Below are 19454 nucleotides of genomic sequence, written 5' to 3' on the forward strand. Positions count from 1 at the left end.
GCGGGGCGAAAGTGGACTGCTGAAATCGCGGCGAACTGGCCTGGGGGAGCGGTCCACCGGAACCTAGACTGGACACCGAACCCCCTCTGTGTTTCGTGAAAGGCGTTCTGTCGTGTCCGAAGTTCAGTCCAGCAGTTCCGCCACGCCCGAAACGGGCACCGCGCGCGTCAAGCGCGGCATGGCCGAGATGCTCAAGGGCGGCGTGATCATGGACGTCGTCACCCCCGAGCAGGCCAAGATCGCCGAGGATGCCGGCGCGGTGGCCGTGATGGCGCTCGAGCGCGTGCCCGCCGACATCCGCGCGCAGGGCGGGGTGGCGCGGATGAGCGACCCGGACCTCATCGAGGGCATCATCGACACGGTCTCCATCCCGGTGATGGCCAAGGCGCGGATCGGCCACTTCGTCGAGGCGCAGGTGCTCCAGGCGCTCGGTGTCGACTACATCGACGAGTCCGAGGTGCTCACCCCCGCCGATTACGCCAACCACATCGACAAGTGGGCCTTCACGGTGCCGTTCGTGTGCGGGGCGACGAACCTGGGCGAGGCCCTGCGCCGCATCAACGAGGGCGCGGCCATGATCCGCTCCAAGGGCGAGGCGGGCACCGGCGACGTGTCCAACGCGACTACCCACATGCGCAAGATCCGCGCCGAGATCCGGCGGCTCACGTCGTTGCCGGAGGACGAGCTGTACGTGGCGGCCAAGGAGCTGCAGGCGCCCTACGAGCTGGTTCGTGAGGTGGCGGAGAAGGGCAAGCTGCCGGTCGTGCTGTTCACCGCGGGCGGCATCGCGACCCCGGCCGACGCCGCGATGATGATGCAGCTCGGCGCCGAGGGCGTGTTCGTCGGCTCCGGCATCTTCAAGTCCGGCGACCCCGCCAAGCGCGCCGAGGCGATCGTCAAGGCCACCACGTTCCATGACGACCCGGACGTGATCGCGAAGGTGTCGCGCGGCCTTGGCGAGGCGATGGTCGGCATCAACGTGGACGACGTGCCGGAGCCGCACCGGCTCGCCGAGCGCGGCTGGTAGTTCTCGGCGCGGGGGCCGGTCGCGTGGGCGCGACCGGCCCCCGTTGCGCGGTCGTACAGTGGTTTTCGACGTGTTCCAGGAGGTCAGGTGTCCGCGGTACCGGTGATCGGCGTTCTCGCGCTGCAGGGGGACGTGCGGGAGCACGCCGCCATGGTCGAGAGCGCGGGCGGGCGCGCCGTCGCCGTCCGGCGCGAGTCCGAGCTGGCCGCCGTCGACGGGCTCGTCCTGCCCGGCGGCGAGTCCACCACCATGTCGCGCCTGCTCGAGACGTTCGAGCTGCTCGGCCCGCTCCGCGAGCGGCTGGCCGCGGGACTGCCCGCCTTCGGCTCGTGCGCGGGCATGATCCTGCTCGCGAAGCAGGCCCTGGACGGCCGTCCCGACCAGCACCAGCTCGGCGCGCTGGACGTGATCGTCCGGCGCAACGCCTTCGGCCGCCAGGTGGACTCCTTCGAGGAGGACCTGGCCTTCGCGGCGCTCCCCGGCGGCCCCCTGCACGCGGTCTTCATCCGCGCCCCGTGGGTGGAAAAAGCAGGCGACGGGGTCGAGGTGCTGGCCACGGTGCCCGGCGCCGACGGCACCGGCGCTAGGATCGTCGCGGTCCGGCAGGGGCCGGTGCTCGCCACGGCCTTCCACCCGGAGCTGACCGGTGACGATCGGGTCCATCGCCTGTTCGTGGAGATGGTGCGGGACGCGGCGACGACGAGCGAGACGGAGGAGAGATGAGCGGCCACTCCAAGTGGGCCACCACGAAGCACAAGAAGGCCGCCCTCGACGCCAAGCGTGGCAAGCTGTTCGCGAGACTCATCAAGAACATCGAGGTCGCCGCGCGGACCGGCGGGGGCGATCCCGAGGGCAACCCGACCCTCTACGACGCCATCCAGAAGGCGAAGAAGAACTCGGTCCCGCAGGACAACATCGAGCGCGCCCGCAAGCGCGGCGCCGGTGAGGAAGCGGGCGGCGCGGACTGGCAGACGATCAACTACGAGGGCTACGGCCCCAACGGCGTCGCCGTGCTGATCGAGTGCCTGACCGACAACCGCAACCGCGCGGCAGGCGAGGTGCGCACCGCGCTGACCCGCAACGGCGGCTCGCTCGCCGACCCGGGCTCGGTGTCGTACCTGTTCAACCGCAAGGGCGTGGTGATCATGCCCAAGAACGACCTGTCCGAGGACGACGTCCTGATGGCCGTCCTCGACGCGGGCGCGGAGGAGGTCAACGACCTCGGCGACAACTTCGAGATCGTCTCCGAGGCCACCGACCTGGTCAACGTCCGCAAGGCGCTGCAGGACGCCGGATACGACTACGAGTCGGCCGATCCGACGTTCCTGCCGTCGGTCAGCGTCCCGCTGGACGCCGAGGGCGCCAAGAAGGTCTTCCGGCTGATCGACGCGCTGGAGGACTGCGACGACGTCCAGAACGTGTACGCCAACTTCGACGTTTCCGACGAGGTGCTCGAAGAGGTCAGCGCGTGACGGGAACGTGTACGCCCTGCGTCGAATTCCATGTTTCCGACGAGGTGTTCGAAGAGGTCGGCGCGTAACACCGTACTTCCCAAGGCCCTCCGGTGCGCCCGCACCGGAGGGCCTTGGCGTGCAACGGGAATTTTCCACCACCGGGGGCTGTCCCGCCGCCGCCGGCGTACGGCAGAATGCCGCCCGTGACCGAGACCCTCGTGCCCGAAGAATCCGACCTCCTCGAGTGGATCGTCAACCAGGCCGAGACCCGCGGCAACGCGGTGATCTCCGTGGCGGCCGACGATTCCGGCGCGGGGTACGCGTTCACGGCGTGCGTGTGGGCGCTGCACGAGGTCCCCGAGGCCGTCGTCGTCGGGCTGCCCGAGCAGATGGCGCCGATCCTGCTCGACGCGTACGTGGACCGCGCCGCCAACGGCGAGGAGTTCGTGCCGGGCAAGGTCTACGACGACTTCTTCGAGGGCGTGCCGGTCACCTTCGAGCGCGTCGCCAAGGGCCACTACCTCGAGTACCTCGGCAGCGCGTTCCTCGTCTACCCGGACGGCGACTTCCCCGCGCTGCAGATCATCGTCGCCACGCCGGACGGGCACTGGCCGTGGAGCGCGGACGCGCCGGAGGGGTTCGCCGACTGGCAGCCGGTGCTGACCGAGAGCGGCGCGCCGGAGAGCTGGACCCCGGGCGTCGACGGTCCATAAAGGACGATCATCGGCCCCGGCGCGTCCTGCCGGGCGCGCGCCGCGTGGCGCGGTAGCCTCACCTCGAACGCGTGTTCGGCGGCAGGAGGGTGATCGGTGCGAGTGCTCGGCGTGGACCCCGGACTGACCCGGTGCGGGCTCGGCGTGGTGGACGGGGGGACCGGCCGCACCGTCAGCTGCGTCGCGGTGGACGTCGTCCGCACGCCGGTCGACGACACGCTGGAACGGCGCCTGCTCGCGGTCTCCGACGCCGTCGAGCACTGGCTGGACACCTACCGTCCGGAGGCGGTCGCCGTCGAGCGCGTCTTCAGCCAGCACAACGTGCGCACCGCGATGGGCACCGCGCAGGCCGGGGGAGTCGTGGCGCTGGCCGCCGCCCGCCGCGGGCTGCCGGTCGTCTTCCACACCCCGAGCGAGGTCAAGGCCGCCGTCACCGGCAGCGGCCGCGCGGACAAGGCGCAGGTCACCGGCATGGTCACCCGGCTGCTCGGGCTCGCGCAGGCGCCGCGCCCGGCCGACGCGGCCGACGCGCTCGCGCTGGCCATCTGCCACCTGTGGCGCCAGCCGATGCGCGACCGGCTCGCCGAAGCCGAGGCGCGCGCGGCCGAACTCGCCCGCGCGCACAAGGCCCGGCTCGCCGCGGCGGCGAAGTCGGCAGGCACCGTGGCGGCGGTGGCGCCCCGCCGGGCGAACACGCGGACACCAGGGAAGGGAGTGCGGGGATGATCTCCTCGGTCCGGGGCGAGGTGCTTTCGGTCGGGCTCGACCACGTCGTGGTGGAGGTCGGCGGGGTCGGCCTCGCGGTGCAGGCCACGCCGTCGACGCTGGCCACGCTGCGGCGCGGCGAAGAGGTCCGCCTCTACACGTCGCTCGTCGTGCGCGAGGACTCGCTGACGCTGTTCGGCTTCGCCGACGCCGAGGCCCGCGAGCTGTTCGGGCTGCTGCAGACCGTCTCCGGCATCGGGCCGCGGCTGGCGCTGGCGGCGCTGGCCGTGCTCGACCCGGACAAGCTGCGCACGGCGCTCGCCGAAGGCAACATCACCGTGCTCACCCAGGTGCCGGGCATCGGCCGCAAAGGTGCCGAGCGGCTCACCCTGGAACTGCGGGACAAGGTCACCGCGGCCGGCGGGAGTGCCGAGGCCGCCGCGGCACCGGCGGCGGGCGCGGTGCGCGCCGAGGTCGTCGAGGCGCTCACCGGCCTCGGCTTCCCCGCCAAGCAGGCCGAGCAGGCCGTGGAGAAGGTGCTGGCCGCCGGCGGCGCCGACACCACCCCGGCCGTGCTGCGCGCCGCGCTGAGCACCCTCGGGCGCAAGTGAGGCTGCTGACGCGTGCACGATGAAGAGGTGACCGAGCACCCGGCGGACGAGACCCTCTCCGCGCTGCCCCAGCTGGGCGAGCGCGAGATGGAGACGACGCTGCGCCCGAGCAGGCTGAGCGAGTTCATCGGCCAGCCGCGCGTGCGCGAGCAGCTGGAACTGGTGCTGGAGAGCGCCCGGCGGCGCGGCGTGCCGCCGGACCACGTCCTGCTGTCCGGCCCGCCCGGCCTGGGCAAGACGAGCCTCGCGATGATCGTCGCGGCCGAGCTGGACGCCTCGATCCGCATCACCTCTGGCCCGGCGCTGGAACGCGCCGGCGACCTCGCCGCGATGCTGTCCAACCTCGCCGAGGGCGACGTGCTGTTCATCGACGAGATCCACCGGATCGCGCGCCCCGCCGAGGAGATGCTCTACCTGGCGATGGAGGACTTCCGCGTCGACGTGGTCGTCGGCAAGGGCCCGGGCGCCACCAGCATCCCGCTGGAGATCGCGCCGTTCACCCTGGTCGGCGCCACCACCCGCTCCGGTGCGCTGACCGGCCCGCTGCGCGACCGGTTCGGCTTCACCGGCCAGATGGAGTTCTACGCCGACCACGAGCTCGACCAGGTGGTCCGCCGCTCGGCGAAGATCCTGGACATCGAGATCGACGCCGAGGGCAGCGCGGAGATCGCCCGCCGCTCGCGCGGCACGCCCCGCATCGCCAACCGGCTGCTGCGCCGCGTCCGCGACTACGCCGAGGTCCGCGAGGACGGCAAGGTCACCCTCGCCGTCGCCCGCGCCGCGCTGGCCGTCTACGACGTCGACGAGCTTGGCCTGGACCGGCTGGACCGCGCGGTGCTGTCGGCGCTGGTGCACTCCTTCGGCGGCGGTCCGGTCGGGGTGTCCACCCTCGCCGTCGCCGTCGGCGAGGAACCGGCGACGGTCGAGGAAGTCTGCGAGCCCTACCTGGTGCGCGCGGGTATGCTCGCGCGCACTCCGCGTGGCCGGGTGGCGACGGCGAGTGCCTGGGAGCACCTGGGGCTGCGCCCCCCGCCCCGCCCGGACCAGGCAGGGCCTACCCTGTTCGACTAACCGGGTGCTGGCCTGGCCAGTGGTGCCTGGCACACTCGAAAGAGCACATCCGGACAAATTGGTGAGCGGCCGGGCGTCGCACACCGAATGGAGAATCATGGAACAGCTTTTCCTGCCGTTGCTGCTCATGCTCGTCGTGGCGATCCCGCTGGTGATGGGCACCCGGAAGCAGAAGCGTGCTGTGCAGGAGCAGCAGAAGCTGCAGAGCAGCCTGTCCGAGGGCGACCGGGTGATGACCACCTCCGGCCTGTACGGCACGGTGGCGGACACCAGCAGCGACACCACGATCGACATCGAGATCGCGCCCGGCGTCGTGACGACGTGGCTGCGCCAGGCGGTGCGCGAGAAGGTCGCGCCCGAGGTGGCCGACGAGGTCGAGACCGACGAGGACGACGCGGCCGAGACCGCCGAGGTCACCGAGACGGTCGAGGCGCCCAGGGCCGAGGCCGGCGAGAAGGCCGTTGCTCCGTCGCTGGAGAGCGAGAAGAAGTAGCCCAACGGAGGGCAACACCCCGGCGTCCGGTGGTGACGCCGGGGTCAACGCCGCGTTCACAACGCGGCGAGTAGTGTCTGCGTACCGCCGCGTAGGCGGCACGAACCCCGCGTAGCTGACCGTCGAGGAGAACGACCACCGTGGCACCACCGGCCGGGCGGATCCGCCCGGGACGCTATCTCGGCTTCTTCGTCCTGATCGTGGTCGTGCTCTACGCCCTGGTGTTCTTCACCGGCGGCGGGAAGCCCACGCCGAAGCTGGGCATCGACCTGCAGGGCGGCACCCGGGTGACGCTGAGCGCGCGCACCCCGGACGGCTCCGCGCCCTCGCGCGAGTCGCTCAACCAGGCGCGCCAGATCATCGAGACCCGCGTGAACGGGATCGGGGTCAGCGGCACCGAGGTGGTCCTCGACGGCAACAACATCGTGATCACCGTCCCCGGCGAGCAGGGCGACCAGGCCAAGAAGCTCGGCCAGACCGCCCAGCTCGGCTTCCGCAAGGTGATCGACGCGCAGCCGGTGACCACCCCGCCGGTCGCGCCGCCGCCCGGTCAGGCCGACGACCCGGCCGCGATCCAGGAGGCCAAGGCCGCCCGCCAGGCCGCGGACCTGGTCACCGGCACCGGCGACTCGCTCGCCGCGGGGCCGAACGCGTCCGCCGCGCTGGCCGCGTTCACCTGCTCCACGCAGGACCCGCTGCGCGGCAACGACGACCCGAACCTGCCGCTGCTCACCTGCGACCAGGCCGGCACGGAGAAGTATCTGCTCGGCCCGGTGTTCCTGAAGGGCACCGAGATCGACAACGCGGTGTCCTCGTCGCCGGCGCAGAACAAGCCGCAGTGGACCGTCGACCTCACCTTCAAGTCCGAGGGCCGCCAGGTCTGGGCCGACTTCACCACGGCCAACATCGGCCAGCGCGCCGCGTTCGTGCTCGACACGCAGGTCGTGTCCGCGCCGACCATCCAGAGCGCGATCCTCGACGGCAACACCCAGATCAGCGGCAACTTCACGCAGGCGCAGACCAAGGACCTCGCCGACGTCCTGAAGTACGGCTCGCTGCCGCTGTCGTTCACCTCCTCCGACGCCACCACCGTATCGGCCACACTCGGCCTCGCCTCGCTCGAGGCGGGCCTGATCGCCGGCGGCATCGGCCTCGCGCTGGTGTTCATCTACTGCCTGGTCTACTACCGCCTGCTCGGGGTGCTCACGGTCGTCTCGCTGGCGTTGTCCGGCCTGATCGTCTACGCGGTGCTGGTCCTGCTCGGGCGGTGGATCAACTTCACGCTCGACCTGGCGGGCGTCGCCGGGTTCATCATCGCGATCGGTGTCACCGCGGACTCGTTCGTGGTGTTCTTCGAACGGCTCAAGGACGAGATCCGCGAGGGCGGCCGCAGCTTCCGCTCCGCGGTGCCGCGCGGCTGGGTGCGCGCCCGCCGCACGATCCTGGCCTCGGACGCGGTCATGTTCCTCGCCTCCGCGGTGCTCTACGCCATCGCGGTGGGCGACGTCCAGGGCTTCGCGTTCACCCTCGGCATGTCGACCGTGCTCGACCTGATCGTGGTGTTCCTCGTGACGCACCCGCTGGTCGCGCTGGCGTCGAGGTCGAAGTTCCTGTCCCAGCCGAAGCTCACCGGCCTCGGCGGCGTGCAGACGCTGGCCGCGGAGCGCCGGTCCGCGCGCAAGGTGCCCGCCGGCGCGGGCGCGAAGGAGTCCTGACGTGGCAGACGAGCTGAACACCGAGAGCACGGACGCCGCGCCGGCCACGAAGAAGGCCGGGCGGGAGAGCGTCTTCCACCGCCTCTACGTCGGCACCGGCGCCTTCGACATCGTCGGCAAGCGCAAGCGCTGGTACATCTTCTTCGCGGTCCTGGTCCTGGTGTGCATCGCCTCGATCGGCATCAAGGGCTTCAACCTCGGCATCGAGTTCGAGGGCGGCACCCAGATCCAGATGCCGGCGCGCGGCGCGAACGGCCCGATCACCGCCGACGAGGCCAAGCAGGCGTTCGCCGACGCGCTCGGCCAGCAGGCCGACTCGGCGCAGACGGTCGGCGTCGGCGACGCGGCCACCGTCGAGCTGCGGTCGGACACCCTCGACGCCGACCAGGTCGCCAAGGTCAAGCAGACCCTGTTCGACCAGCTCCAGCCGATCGGCGGCAACGGCCAGCCGAGCGTGCAGGCCATCAGCGACAGCGCGGTCAGCGCGTCCTGGGGCCAGGAGATCTCGCAGCAGGCGCTGATCGCGCTCGCCGTGTTCATGGTCCTGGTGACCGTGTTCCTGGCGGTCTACTTCGAGCGCTGGATGGCGGTCACCGCGCTCATCGCGCTGGTGCACGACATCGTCGTCACCGCGGGCATCTACTCGCTCGTCGGGTTCGAGGTCACGCCGGCGACGGTGATCGGCCTGCTGACCATCCTCGGGTTCTCCCTCTACGACACCGTGGTGGTGTTCGACAAGGTCAAGGAGAACACCCGCGGCATCCTCGGCCTGACGCGCCGCACCTACGCCGAGACCGCGAACCTGGCGCTGAACCAGACGCTGATGCGCTCGATCAACACCTCGGTCATCGCGCTGCTGCCGGTGCTGGGCCTGCTGGTCGTCGGCTACATCCTGCTCGGGTCCGGCACGCTGCAGGACCTCGCGCTGGTGCAGCTGAGCGGCATGCTCGCCGGCGTGCTGTCGTCGCTGTTCCTGGCGACCCCGCTGCTGGTGGACTTCAAGATGCGCGACCCGAGGTACAAGCAGCAGGCCGAGCGGGTCCGCGCGCGCCGCGCCAACCAGGCCCGCAAGGCCGCCGAGCGCGAGGCCGACTTCGACGCGAGCGACGACGAGGCGCTGGACGCCGAGCTGCGCAAGGAGAAGGCCTACGCGGCGGCCGCGAGCATCCCGGCCCGCACCCCGAAGTCGCAGCCGCGGCGCGGGCGGCCGTCGGGCAAGCGGAAGCGCTGACGTGGACCTGGAGCGTGCGCTCGGCCTGATCGCCGAGGTGCCGGACTTCCCGGAGCCCGGTGTGCTGTTCCGGGACCTGTCGCCGCTGTTCGCCGACGCGGACGGGTTCGCGGCGGTGATCGACGCGCTGGCGGCGACGGTCGACCCGGGCACTGACGTGCTGGCCGCGGTCGAGGCGCGCGGGTTCCTGCTCGCCGCGGCCGTCGGCTACGCCCGCGGGATGGGTGTCGTCCTGGTGCGCAAGCCCGGGAAGCTGCCCAACGTGGCCGGGCGGGTGGACTACGCCCTGGAGTACGGCTCGGCGACCCTGGAGCTGCCGTCCGGCGTGGTGCGGCCGGGGCAGCGGGCCGTGGTGCTCGACGACGTGCTCGCCACCGGCGGCACCGTCGCCGCGGCCTGTGAGCTGCTGGAGAAGGCCGGCGCTACGGTCACCGGCGTGTCCGTGGTGATGGAGCTGGCCGCCCTCGACGGGCGGTCGGCGCTGAGTGGCCGGAAGGTCAGCTCGCTCCTGGTCACCTGACCGTTCGGCGCGCGAGCGCGGCGGTCGGCGCGGCTGGGAACAACGAGGTGGCCCGCCGGGGTTACGCTTGGTGCTCTGAAGGCCGCGCGATCAGCAGGAGGTGGGCTTGAGCCAGGAGCTCGAAAGCCCGGCGCCCGCCCGGGAGACCGCCGACAACCGCGGCACGCAGCCGCAGGGCGTCACCAGGGCACCGTCCGCCACGCGGCGGGTCCGCGCCCGGCTCGCGCGGCGGATCACCGCTCAGCGCGCCGCGCCGGTGAAGCAGGTGCTGGAGCCGCTCGCCGCGATCCACCGCGACCTGCACCCGAACGCCGACCTGAGCCTCCTGCAGCGCGCCTACGACGTCGCCGAGGAGCTGCACCGCCACCAGCGGCGCAAGTCCGGCGACCCGTACATCACGCACCCGCTCGCGGTGGCGACCATCCTCGCCGAGCTGGGCATGGACACCACCACGCTGGTCGCCGCGCTGCTGCACGACACGGTCGAGGACACCGGCTACTCGGTGGAGCAGCTGACCGCCGACTTCGGCGACAAGGTCGCCCAGCTCGTCGACGGCGTGACCAAGCTGGACAAGGTGAAGCTCGGCACGGCGGCCGAGGCCGAGACCATCCGCAAGATGGTCATCGCGATGGCCCGCGATCCGCGCGTGCTGGTCATCAAGCTCGCCGACCGGCTGCACAACATGCGCACCATGCGGTTCCTGCCGCCGGAGAAGCAGGTCCGCAAGGCCAAGGAGACCCTGGAGGTGCTGGCCCCGCTGGCGCACCGGCTGGGCATGGCCACCGTCAAGTGGGAGCTGGAGGACCTCGCGTTCGCGATCCTGCAGCCCAAGAAGTACGACGAGATCGTCCGCCTGGTCGCCGACCGGGCCCCGTCGCGGGACATCTACCTGCGCAAGGTGATCGACGAGCTGACCGGCGCGCTCGGCGGCTCCCGCATCACCGCGAAGGTCGAGGGGCGGCCCAAGCACTACTACTCGATCCACCAGAAGATGATCGTCCGCGGCCGGGACCTCGACGACATCCACGACCTGGTGGGCGTGCGGATCCTCGTCGAGGACGTGCGCGACTGCTACGCCGCCATGGGTGTCGTGCACGCGCTGTGGCAGCCGATGCCGGGCCGGTTCAAGGACTACATCGCCCAGCCGCGGTTCGGCGTGTACCAGTCGCTGCACACCACGGTGATCGGCCCCGACGGCAAGCCCCTCGAGGTGCAGATCCGCACCTACGAGATGCACCACACGGCCGAGTACGGCATCGCGGCGCACTGGCGGTACAAGGAAACCAAGGGCACCCACCACGGCACCGCGGTCGACATCGACGAGATGGCGTGGATGCGGCAGCTGCTCGACTGGCAGCGGGAGGCCGCGGACCCCGGCGAGTTCCTCGACTCGCTGCGCTACGAACTGGCCGCCCGCGAGATCTTCGTGTTCACGCCCAAGGGCGACGTGGTGACGCTGCCCGTCGGCGGCACGCCGGTGGACTTCGCCTACGCCGTGCACACCGAAGTCGGGCACCGGTGCATCGGCGCGCGCGTCAACGGCCGCCTGGTGGCGCTGGAACGCAAACTGGAGAACGGCGACGTCGTCGAGATCTTCACCTCCAAGGCGGAGAACTCCGGGCCGAGCCGCGACTGGCTGACGTTCGCCAAGTCGCCCAAGGCGCGCGCCAAGATCCGCCAGTGGTTCGCCAAGGAACGCCGCGACGAGGCGATCGACGCCGGCAAGGACGCGATCACCAAGGAGGTCCGCAAGGTCGGCCTCCCGTTGCAGCGCCTGGTGTCCGCGGAGGCGATGGGCGCGCTGGCGGCCGAGCTGCACCACCCGGACATCAGCTCGCTGTACGCGGCGGTGGGCGAGAGCCACGTCAGCGCGAAGCACGTCGTGCAGCGGCTGGTGGCGCTGATCGGTGGCGTCGAGGAGGCCGAGGACGAGCTCGCGGCCCGGTCCACGCCGTCCACGGTCACCCGGCGCCGCGCGGCCAACGACGTGGGTGTCGTGGTCAAGGACGCCACCGACGTGTGGACCAAGCTGGCGCGCTGCTGCACCCCGGTGCCCGGCGACGAGATCCTCGGTTTCGTCACCCGCGGCGGCGGCGTCAGCGTGCACCGCACGGACTGCACGAACGCCGAGGACCTGCGCGCACAGCCCGAGCGGCTGGTCGAAGTGGAGTGGGCGCCGTCCGCGAACTCGGTCTTCCTGGTGTCCATCCAGGTCGAGGCGCTGGACAGGCACCGCCTGCTGTCCGACGTGACGAAGGTGCTGGCCGATGAGAAGGTGAACATCCTGTCCGCCTCGGTGCAGACGTCGCGCGACCGGGTGGCGGTCAGCCGGTTCACCTTCGAAATGGGCGACCCCAAGCACCTGGGCCACGTGCTCAAGGTGGTGCGCGGCGTGGAGGGCGTCTACGACGTGTACCGCGTGACGTCGGCTTCCTAGGGCATCCGGGCGGTCAACCGAGGGTGAGCACGAAGCCGAGCGTCGACGCTTCGTCCTCGGTCGCCCAGAGAACGCGTAGTCGCCGCAGCCTGCGCTGGGTGGTTGCGCCGACTCGACGCGGTGGCCGGTGGCGAGGACGCGGGCTCCACTGTGGATGCGCCGCCGCCCGCGGGTGGACGCGCCCGAGGCTGCGCCGTTGTGAGTGAAGGCCCTGCCTACCCCGATCTCGGATCGGGAGGCGACTCGCGTGGAGTTTGAACATTGTTAGCGATGCCCGGCGGGGCTGCCCCGCCGGGGTGAGAGCCACTGTCGGCCCGCGGTGGTGTGGCTCACGGCGCTCGCCCGGGCGTGCCCTCTAGTGTCGGCTCATGACAGCTGGGCTGGAGTTCGCGCGCGACGGGGATGTGGCCACCCTCACCTTCGCGCGGCCGGAGAAGAAGAACGCGATTTCCCACGACATGTGGGCGGCCATTCCGGACGTCGTCGCCGAGGTGGAGGGCGATCCGGGGCTCAAGGTGCTCGTCCTGACCGGTGCCGGCCCGGACTTCTCGGCCGGGGCGGACATCTCCGAGTTCGGCAGCCTGCGCTCCACCGCCGACGGCGCCGCCGCCTACGACCAGGTCGTCGAGGGCGCGGTCACCGCCCTGGCCGGGATGACGAAGCCGACCGTGGCGAAGATCCGCGGCAACTGCATCGGCGGCGGCTGCCAGATCTCCGTCGCCTGCGACTTCCGCTTCGCCGACACCACCGCGCGCTTCGGGATCACTCCGGCGAAACTCGGCATCGTCTACGACTTCCGCTCCACCCGCCAGCTGGTGTCCCTCATCGGGCCCGCCCACGCGCGGTACTTCCTGCTCTCCGGCCAGCTCATCGACGCCGCCCGCGCCCGCGAGATCGGCCTCCTCAACGACGTGTTCACCGACCTCGACGCCGGCGTGTCGGACTTCGCGGCCACCCTCTGCTCCCGGTCGCAGACCTCGGTCCGCGGTATGAACCGGATCATCGGCAAGATCCTCGACGGACAGTCCGAAAGCGACAGCGAGGTCGAGGGGATCCGCTCGGCGGCCATCCACGGCGAGGACTACGCCGAGGGCGTGGCTGCCTTCCTCGACCGCCGCCCGCCGAAGTTCACCGCCTCCTGACGACGAAGCGGCCTCCGTCCGAACCGGACGGAGGCCGCTCCCGCGACAAGAACTCAGCCGATCGTCACCGCGGTGAACTTGACCTCCATGTTCGGCTTGCCGCCACCCGGGCTCGGGTCGAAGCTGCCGTCGTGGCCGGCGCGCGCCACCTTGTCGAGCACCTCCAGGCCCGCGTCGCCGATCGAGCCGAACACCGTGTAGTCCGGGCTCAGCTCCGCCGGGCCGTACACCATGAAGAACTGGCTGCCGTTGGTGTTCGGGCCCGCGTTGGCCATCGCCAGAAGGCCGCGGCCGTAGGTCAGCTCGGGGAACGTCTCGTCGGCGAACGAGTAGCCGGGACCGCCGCTGCCGGTGCCGCTCGGGTCGCCGCACTGCAGCATCATCAGGCTCGCGTCGGTGCCCAGCCGCGCGCACGAGGTGTCGGTGTAGTACCCCTGCTGCGCCAGGCTCAGGAAGCTGTTCACGGTGCACGGCGCGAGTGCGCGGTCCAGCGTCAGCGGGATGTCGCCGGCGGTGGTCTTCAGCGTGACGTTCACCGTCCCGGTCGATGGGATGTCCTTGGTCTGCGGCGGGTTGTTCGGCTTCGCGGCCGGCTCGTTCGGCGTGGCCGGGTACTCGCACTGCACGGGGTTCGCCAGCGGCGTCGGCCGGTGCGGCACCGCGGCGCGCTGCGTCGGGATGTTCAGCTCGGTCGCCGAGGGCGAGGTCGTCGGGGAGGCCGCCGCGTCGCCGCCGTCGCCGCCGCGGGTAGCGAAGAACACCACCAGCCCGGCGACCACGACCACCGCGCCGACGGTCGCGCCGACGCCGACGATCTTGCGCCGTCGCGCCTGCTCCGCCCGGCGGGCCATCTGCCGCTCGAGCTTGCGCTTCGCGGCCTCACGGCGCTGCTGGTTGGTCGCCACCTGCCCTCCAGAATCCACTCGACGTCACCGATCGGGTGGCGGCAGTCTATGGGCACAGCCTGTGAGGACCCTGTACAGCCCCGGTTAGGGTGGGTGCCGGGCATCCCGGGCACGGGTGGACGGGTCGACGCGGAGGTGGGTTTTCGTGCTCGTCGTCGGGTTTCCGGCAGGCGCGCTGCGGGCCAACTGCTACCTGCTCGCGCCCGGCCCGGACACCGCCTGCGTGGTGGTCGACCCGGGCGAGGACTCCGCGGCCCGCGTCGCCGAGGCCCTCGCCGAGCACCGCCTGACCCCGGCGGCCGTGCTGGCCACCCACGGCCACTCCGACCATGTCGGAGGCGCTCCGGTGTTGACTGCGGCGCACGACGTTCCGATGTGGATCCACCCCGCCGACCGCGGCCTGCACGAGGGCGGCGAGCCCGCCGACGTGCGCGACCTGACCGGCGCGCCGCTGGAGCTGGCCGGCCTGGCGATCGACGTCGACCTGGTGCCCGGCCACACCGACGGCTCGGTGGTGTTCCGCGTGACCACACCGGAGGGCGGCAGGCTGGCCCTGACCGGCGACACGCTCTTCGCAGGCTCGGTCGGCCGTGGCGACCAGCGGCGGCTCGGGGAGTCCCTGCGCGACGCGCTGCTGCCGCTGCCCGACGACACGGTGGTGCTGCCCGGGCACGGCCCGGCCACGACGATCGGCCGTGAACGGGCCGGCAATCCGTTCCTGAGCGGGGCGCGCAGCGTCGTCCCGGCGCGGTGATGGGGGAGAAGTGACCGAGCCGAAGAAGCCGGTGGAACCGCAGCGGCTGCCGCTGCACCAGGAGGACCCGGGGCTGACGCGCCGCAGGCTGATCTCCGGACTGGCGGGCGTGCTGATCATGGCCGCCGCGTTCGGCGGGATCGCGGGCCTGATCGGCGGGCAGGTCGCGGGCCTGGTCGCCGCGGCGGTGGTCGGCTTGCCGCTGCTGTACGTCGTGCTGTGGAACGTGCGGCGCAAGCTGTGGCTGGAGGGCAGCGCCGTGCTGGTGCGCACGTGGCGCACCAGCCGGGTGGATCTGGCGCAGGCGCGGCGCATCGACCTGCTGGTGACCGACGTGCGCGGCGCGCGCACGGTCAGCCTGCTGTTCAACTCCGGGCAGCGCGGGCAGGTCGTCAAGATCGACCTGGCGGTCTACGCCGGCACCGGCGGGCGCGAGCTGCCCATCCTCACGCTGCGGAAGCTGGCCGACGCGGTGGCGAACAACATCGAGGCCAACGGGCTGGTCTTTTCCGAGCTGCTGGTCGCGCAGCTGCGGGCCGAAGCGCGCGGCGCCGGCGTGCCGGACCGGCCGCTCTACCAGCTGGCGTCCGCGGCGCCGTCGGGCAAGATCGCGCAGCGGTTCACGATGGAGGCTGTGAGCCGGTTCGTCGCGCAGCTGGGCTGACTTCGCCGTTGCGGCCGCCGAGCCGGTCCTCGATCCGGGCCAGCTGCTCGCGGATGCCTTCCAGCTGGTAGACGATCTCCGGCAGCTCCTCCGCCGCGAAGGTGGCGAGCCGCTCCAGGTGCTTGGCCGCGTCGCGCAGCTCGGTGAGGGCGGTGGCGATCCGCGGCAGGCTCGTGAACGTGCCGGCCACGGCTTTCGTCAGGCGCCGCGGCAGTGCGTGAACGACCATGACCCCTCCCCGCCGGACGGGAACTGTGCCCGGCCTTCGTACCGCATCGCGGGGGCCGCGACCAGGCCGGGGTGCCCGGCTGTGGCTAGTGGGCGCTGGTGTGGCTGATGTGACTCATGGGCTCCCGGCTGGCGATCACCGCGGCCAGGACGGTGGTCACCGGCACGGCCGCGACAATGCCGACGCTGCCTGCCAGTGTCCGGACGATCTCCTGCGCGATGTCCTGCGAGCCGAGGATCGCGCCGAGCCCGACGCCGGAGATCGACGAGTACAGCATCACCGGCAGCGCCGCGCCCGCGTAGGCCATGACCAGCGTGTTCACCGCCGAGCCGACGTGGTCGCGGCCGATGCGCAGCCCGGCGGAGTACAGCTCGCGCCAGCTCAGCGACGGGTTGGCGCGCCGCAGCTCCCACACCGCGCTGGTCTGGGTGACAGTGACGTCGTCGAGCACGCCGAGCGCGCCGATGACGATGCCGGCCAGCAGCAGGCCGCGCGCGTCGATGCCGTGACCGAGCGCGGCGATGAGCGTGGAGGTGCTGTCGTCCAGGCCGGTCAGGGACGCGGCCGCGGAGAAGATCGCCGACAGCGTGCCGATCAGCGCGAGGCTCACCAGCGTGCCCAGCACCGCGACCGACGTGCGGGCGGACACGCCGTGGGTCAGGTACAGGGCGATGAACATGATCAGCCCGGCGCCCACGATCGCGACCAGCAGCGGGTTCTCCCCGGCCAGGATCGCGGGCAGCACGAACGCCACGAGCACGACGAAGCTGAGGACCAGCGCGCCGAGCGCGGCCACGCCATGCCAGCGCCCGAGGACGACCACGGCGATCGCGAACAGCGCGGCGAGCACCGCGAGCGGGAAGCCGCGCTGGAAGTCGACCAGCTGGTAGGAAGCGGGATCGGTGGCGTCCCCGCCGTTGTAGGCCAGTACGACGTCGTCCCCGGCGGTGAAGCGTGGTGTGCTCGGCTCGATGGGGACGGTCAGCTCGACGCTGCGCCCGCTGCCCGGGCCGTCGGTGAGGGCGATCGTGGCGGCGAGGCAGGGCTTGGCGTCCGGCTGGTCGCCGACCTGCACCTGACCGTCGGCCAGGCACGGGCCGGAGGTGGCGGTGGTGATGGTGCCGTGGATCGGGCTGCCCTGGGAGATCGCCGAGGTGGGCTTGTCCTGGCCCCAGGGGTAGAGCAGGAGCAGCCCGGCGACGGTGAGGGCCGCGATGGGCGCGAGCAGCCAGATGAGGAGGAGCTTGACGCGCCGGGAGGCCGGGGGCGCGGGGGAGTGGCCGTGACCGTGGCCGTGCCCGGCAGGTGGGGTGACGGGCGGCGCGGCAGCCCGGCGGCGGCTGGGGGCGGCGGTGCTGCCGTCGGCCCTGGTGCGGCGCGCGGTGCGGGGGCGTTCGGCGTGGTCTGGTGCCGGCTCGGCGGTGGGCTGGTGCCCGTCCGCCTCCAGGGCGCGGCGGGTGCCTTTGGCGCGGTGTGCTGCGCCGGGGAGGTCGGGGTCTGGATCGGTGCTGGTGTGGTGGGTGCCGTCGGCGCTGGGGGTGGTTCCGCGTCGGATGGTGCTGTTCGCGCGGGGTGTGGTGGCGGGGTCGGGTGTGGGTTCGGTGGTGGGGTGTTGTCCGGTGGTGTCCGCGCTCCGGGGGTGGCGGGCGCCGGGGCGGTGTGCTGCGCCGGGGCGGTCGGCGTCTGGCTCGGTGCTGGTGTGGTGGGTTCCGGCGCCGGGGGCGTGCCCGCGCCGGGTCGCGGCGGGGTGGTGGCGGCCGCGGAGGTGGCTCTCCTCGGCAGGGCCGGTGGCGTGGTGGCTTCGGCGGGCAGCGCTCCCGGTCCCGCGGACGGCTCCATCGGAGCCGTCCAGGCGCCCGGACCGGCGAGCGTCGGCGGGGGCGTGGCGCGGGCCGGTGGGCGCGGACGGCGCGTCGCTCTCGGCGTAGCCGCGGGCTCGTCGCGCGCGGCGTTGTCCCGGGTCGGCAGCAGGCGGCCCGGGGACGCGGCGGATCGGCCCGGTCTCCGCCGCGGGGTCGTCGTCGTGCTGCACCGGTCCATCGTCCCGCCCTCCCGTGTCACTCCAGCGGGTGGGTCGTGAAATTCCTCCGCGAAACGGCGTAACGACGGCGGCGCAGTTCCGTCCTACTGGCGTAGAGCAGCGGGAGGACAGGAGGCCCATCGTGCACGCCGAAACGGTCGAAGAACACCAGTTCGTCAGCCTGGACGGCTACGACATCCCGGTCTTTTCGCGGTGGAGCTACACCACCGCCGATCCCTACGCCGTCACGCTGTCCTTCCGCGCCGACCGCGGCCGGTGGGTCGAGTGGTGCTTCGCGCGCGACCTGCTCGTCGAAGGCCTGAACGCGCCGGCGGGCGAGGGCGACGTGCGGATCCGGCCCGACATGACGGCCGGCCCGGACCAGCTGATGATGGAGCTGGAGTCGCCGGACGGGTACGCGATCGTCGAGTTCAGCCGCGAGGGCGCGGCCCGCTTCATCGCCTCCACCCACGCGCTCGTGCCGCTCGGCGCGGAGGGCGACCTGGTCGACGTGGACGGGTTCATCGCGGAGGTCACCAAGGTCTGAGCCCCGTTCCCCGCGGCGGCGAACGGCGTTCACCACGCCGTGATCAACTCCGCGGATGAGCCTGCTCACGCGCGCCACGGCGGCGATCGCCGCCCTCCTGCTCCTCCTCGTCACGGCTCCCGCGGCGGCGCCGACACCGCGCTGGCCCGCGGCGCCACCTACCGGACGCTGACGTTGTCCAGCGCGCACGGACTGGTCGTCGCGCACCTCGTCACGGCCGACCTGACCGATCCGCGCGTGGACGTCGACCTGCTGCACCCCGCGTCGGTCGCCGAGCGGGCCACCGTCTCCGCCCTGGTCACCGCGCAGCACGCGGTCGCGGGGATCAACGGCGACTTCTGGCAGCGGTTCGGGCCCGCGATGCCGTCCGGGGTCACCACCAGCGACGTGTTCGGCTTCGGCGCCGACCACCGGTTGCGCACCGCGCGGCTGGAGTTCGCGGGCACGCTGCGCTCCCGGGCGGGCGAGTTCGACCTGGAAGGGCTCAACCAGTACGCGCTGCCGGTGGACGGCATCGGCGTCTACACCCCCAACTGGGGCGCGATGTCCCGGGCCCGCGCGGCCTGCGGCACCGGCACCAGCCGCTCGGCGCCGTGCACCCCGCAGGTCGAAGAGGTCGTCGTGCGGCACGGGGTCGTGGTCGCCGAGTCCGCGGGCGCGGGCGCGGGGCCGACGAGCCCGGCAGCGTCGTGCTGCTCGGCCGCGAGCGCGGGGCGGCCGAGCTGGCCGGGCTCCGGGTGGGCGACCGGGTGCTGGTGACCGACCGGCTCGTCGCCCGCGGCGTGCCGCCGTTCGAGTTCGCGGTCGGCGGGTTCCCCATCCTCGACGACGGGGCCGCGCTGCCCGGGCTGGACGCCTCGCTCGCACCGCGCACGGCGGCCGGGGCGAGCGCGGACGGGCGGACGCTGTACCTGCTCGCGGTCGACGGCCGCAGCGCAGCCAGCACCGGGATGGGGGTCGGCGAGGTCGCCGCGTTGCTGGCGTCGCTGGGCGCGAGCGAGGCCGTGAACCTCGACGGCGGCGGGTCGACGACCCTGGTGACGGCCGGCCGCGGCGCCCCGCGACGGTGCGCAACACCCCCTCGGACGGCGCCGAACGCGCGGTCGCCAACGGGATCGGCGTGTTCGTGCGTTAGCCGGCGCGGCACGACGCCCACCACCAGTGCCAGTGCGGCGGCGAGGTAGCGTGCACACCGGCGAACGCCCCGGCCGCCGGG

21 protein-coding genes are annotated in these 19454 nt (G+C 72.4%); 18 read left to right on the forward strand and 3 right to left on the reverse strand.

The window, feature by feature from the left end; translation table 11 throughout:
* The first annotated feature begins 112 nt into the window (after positions 1-112).
* The 13 genes from pdxS (at position 113) to AMETH_RS14420 (ending at position 13119) form a co-directional block, all read left to right on the forward strand.
* Positions 113-1027, forward strand: coding sequence for a pyridoxal 5'-phosphate synthase lyase subunit PdxS (gene pdxS, locus AMETH_RS14360; protein WP_017987957.1), 915 nt, complete (start codon positions 113-115; stop codon positions 1025-1027).
* An 87-nt stretch (positions 1028-1114) separates the two neighbouring features.
* Positions 1115-1750: a pyridoxal 5'-phosphate synthase glutaminase subunit PdxT gene (gene pdxT, locus AMETH_RS14365; RefSeq protein ID WP_017987958.1), complete on the forward strand. Its 636-nt coding sequence runs from the start codon at positions 1115-1117 to the stop codon at positions 1748-1750.
* The gene (locus AMETH_RS14370; protein WP_017987959.1) at positions 1747-2499 is read left to right on the forward strand and encodes a YebC/PmpR family DNA-binding transcriptional regulator; all 753 of its coding nucleotides are present in this window, start codon (positions 1747-1749) and stop codon (positions 2497-2499) included. Before pdxT ends, AMETH_RS14370 begins: the two co-directional genes overlap by 4 nt.
* A 176-nt stretch (positions 2500-2675) precedes the next feature.
* Positions 2676-3194 carry a DUF4262 domain-containing protein gene (locus AMETH_RS14375; protein ID WP_017987960.1) on the forward strand — a complete coding sequence of 173 codons (519 nt, stop codon included), beginning with the start codon at positions 2676-2678 and terminating at the stop codon, positions 3192-3194.
* Between the two features lie 96 nt (positions 3195-3290).
* Positions 3291-3920, forward strand: a complete 630-nt coding sequence (gene ruvC, locus AMETH_RS14380) for a crossover junction endodeoxyribonuclease RuvC (RefSeq protein ID WP_081617757.1) — start codon at positions 3291-3293, stop codon at positions 3918-3920.
* Positions 3917-4510, forward strand: coding sequence for a Holliday junction branch migration protein RuvA (ruvA, locus tag AMETH_RS14385; RefSeq protein WP_017987962.1), 594 nt, complete (start codon positions 3917-3919; stop codon positions 4508-4510). Before ruvC ends, ruvA begins: the two co-directional genes overlap by 4 nt.
* Before the next feature lie 12 nt (positions 4511-4522).
* Positions 4523-5581 carry a Holliday junction branch migration DNA helicase RuvB gene (ruvB, locus tag AMETH_RS14390; protein ID WP_410468251.1) on the forward strand — a complete coding sequence of 353 codons (1059 nt, stop codon included), beginning with the start codon at positions 4523-4525 and terminating at the stop codon, positions 5579-5581.
* Between the two features lie 97 nt (positions 5582-5678).
* Positions 5679-6074, forward strand: coding sequence for a preprotein translocase subunit YajC (gene yajC / locus AMETH_RS14395; RefSeq protein WP_017987964.1), 396 nt, complete (start codon positions 5679-5681; stop codon positions 6072-6074).
* A 140-nt stretch (positions 6075-6214) separates the two neighbouring features.
* On the forward strand, positions 6215-7789 hold the full coding sequence (gene secD / locus AMETH_RS14400; RefSeq protein ID WP_017987965.1) for a protein translocase subunit SecD: 1575 nt from the start codon (positions 6215-6217) through the stop codon (positions 7787-7789).
* Position 7790: 1 nt separating this feature from the next.
* Positions 7791-9020: a protein translocase subunit SecF gene (gene secF, locus AMETH_RS14405; protein ID WP_017987966.1), complete on the forward strand. Its 1230-nt coding sequence runs from the start codon at positions 7791-7793 to the stop codon at positions 9018-9020.
* A 1-nt stretch (position 9021) separates the two neighbouring features.
* Positions 9022-9540, forward strand: coding sequence for an adenine phosphoribosyltransferase (locus tag AMETH_RS14410; RefSeq protein ID WP_017987967.1), 519 nt, complete (start codon positions 9022-9024; stop codon positions 9538-9540).
* 106 nt (positions 9541-9646) lie between these two features.
* Positions 9647-11977 carry a RelA/SpoT family protein gene (locus AMETH_RS14415; RefSeq protein WP_017987968.1) on the forward strand — a complete coding sequence of 777 codons (2331 nt, stop codon included), beginning with the start codon at positions 9647-9649 and terminating at the stop codon, positions 11975-11977.
* Between the two features lie 368 nt (positions 11978-12345).
* Positions 12346-13119 carry an enoyl-CoA hydratase-related protein gene (locus AMETH_RS14420; protein ID WP_026153976.1) on the forward strand — a complete coding sequence of 258 codons (774 nt, stop codon included), beginning with the start codon at positions 12346-12348 and terminating at the stop codon, positions 13117-13119.
* Between the two features lie 53 nt (positions 13120-13172).
* Here AMETH_RS14420 and AMETH_RS14425 read toward each other — a convergent pair whose 3' ends face one another.
* A complete protein-coding gene (locus AMETH_RS14425) occupies positions 13173-14024 on the reverse strand; it encodes a peptidylprolyl isomerase (protein ID WP_017987970.1) in 852 nt (283 codons plus the stop codon).
* A 145-nt stretch (positions 14025-14169) separates the two neighbouring features.
* Here AMETH_RS14425 and AMETH_RS14430 point away from each other — a divergent pair, with 145 nt between their 5' ends.
* Together AMETH_RS14430 and AMETH_RS14435 are read left to right on the forward strand one after the other, a co-directional pair.
* Entirely contained in the window at positions 14170-14778 is a 609-nt protein-coding gene (locus AMETH_RS14430) for an MBL fold metallo-hydrolase (RefSeq protein ID WP_017987971.1), read from the forward strand.
* 10 nt (positions 14779-14788) lie between these two features.
* Positions 14789-15442, forward strand: coding sequence for a hypothetical protein (locus AMETH_RS14435; protein ID WP_017987972.1), 654 nt, complete (start codon positions 14789-14791; stop codon positions 15440-15442).
* Here the strand turns inward: AMETH_RS14435 and AMETH_RS14440 are convergent.
* Together AMETH_RS14440 and AMETH_RS14445 are read right to left on the reverse strand one after the other, a co-directional pair.
* Positions 15399-15671: a hypothetical protein gene (locus AMETH_RS14440; protein WP_017987973.1), complete on the reverse strand. Its 273-nt coding sequence runs from the start codon at positions 15669-15671 to the stop codon at positions 15399-15401. The genes AMETH_RS14435 and AMETH_RS14440 overlap by 44 nt on opposite strands.
* A gap of 85 nt (positions 15672-15756) precedes the next feature.
* A complete protein-coding gene (locus tag AMETH_RS14445) occupies positions 15757-17703 on the reverse strand; it encodes a YibE/F family protein (RefSeq protein ID WP_017987974.1) in 1947 nt (648 codons plus the stop codon).
* Positions 17704-17833: 130 nt separating this feature from the next.
* Between AMETH_RS14445 and AMETH_RS14450 the strand changes: the two genes are divergently transcribed.
* Genes AMETH_RS14450 through AMETH_RS39185 form a run of 3 tightly spaced genes read left to right on the forward strand, consistent with a single transcriptional unit; the run spans position 17834 to position 19422 of the window.
* Positions 17834-18238 (forward strand): SsgA family sporulation/cell division regulator, encoded by a 405-nt coding sequence (locus AMETH_RS14450; RefSeq protein ID WP_017987975.1) that lies wholly within the window; start codon positions 17834-17836, stop codon positions 18236-18238.
* Positions 18239-18277: 39 nt separating this feature from the next.
* Positions 18278-18997 carry a hypothetical protein gene (locus tag AMETH_RS39180; protein WP_209436869.1) on the forward strand — a complete coding sequence of 240 codons (720 nt, stop codon included), beginning with the start codon at positions 18278-18280 and terminating at the stop codon, positions 18995-18997.
* The gene (locus AMETH_RS39185) at positions 18928-19422 is read left to right on the forward strand and encodes a phosphodiester glycosidase family protein (protein WP_051079601.1); all 495 of its coding nucleotides are present in this window, start codon (positions 18928-18930) and stop codon (positions 19420-19422) included. Before AMETH_RS39180 ends, AMETH_RS39185 begins: the two co-directional genes overlap by 70 nt.
* Positions 19423-19454: the final 32 nt, after the last annotated feature.

Source organism: Amycolatopsis methanolica 239, from assembly GCF_000739085.1.
Classification (GTDB): Bacteria; Actinomycetota; Actinomycetes; order Mycobacteriales; family Pseudonocardiaceae; genus Amycolatopsis_E; species Amycolatopsis_E methanolica.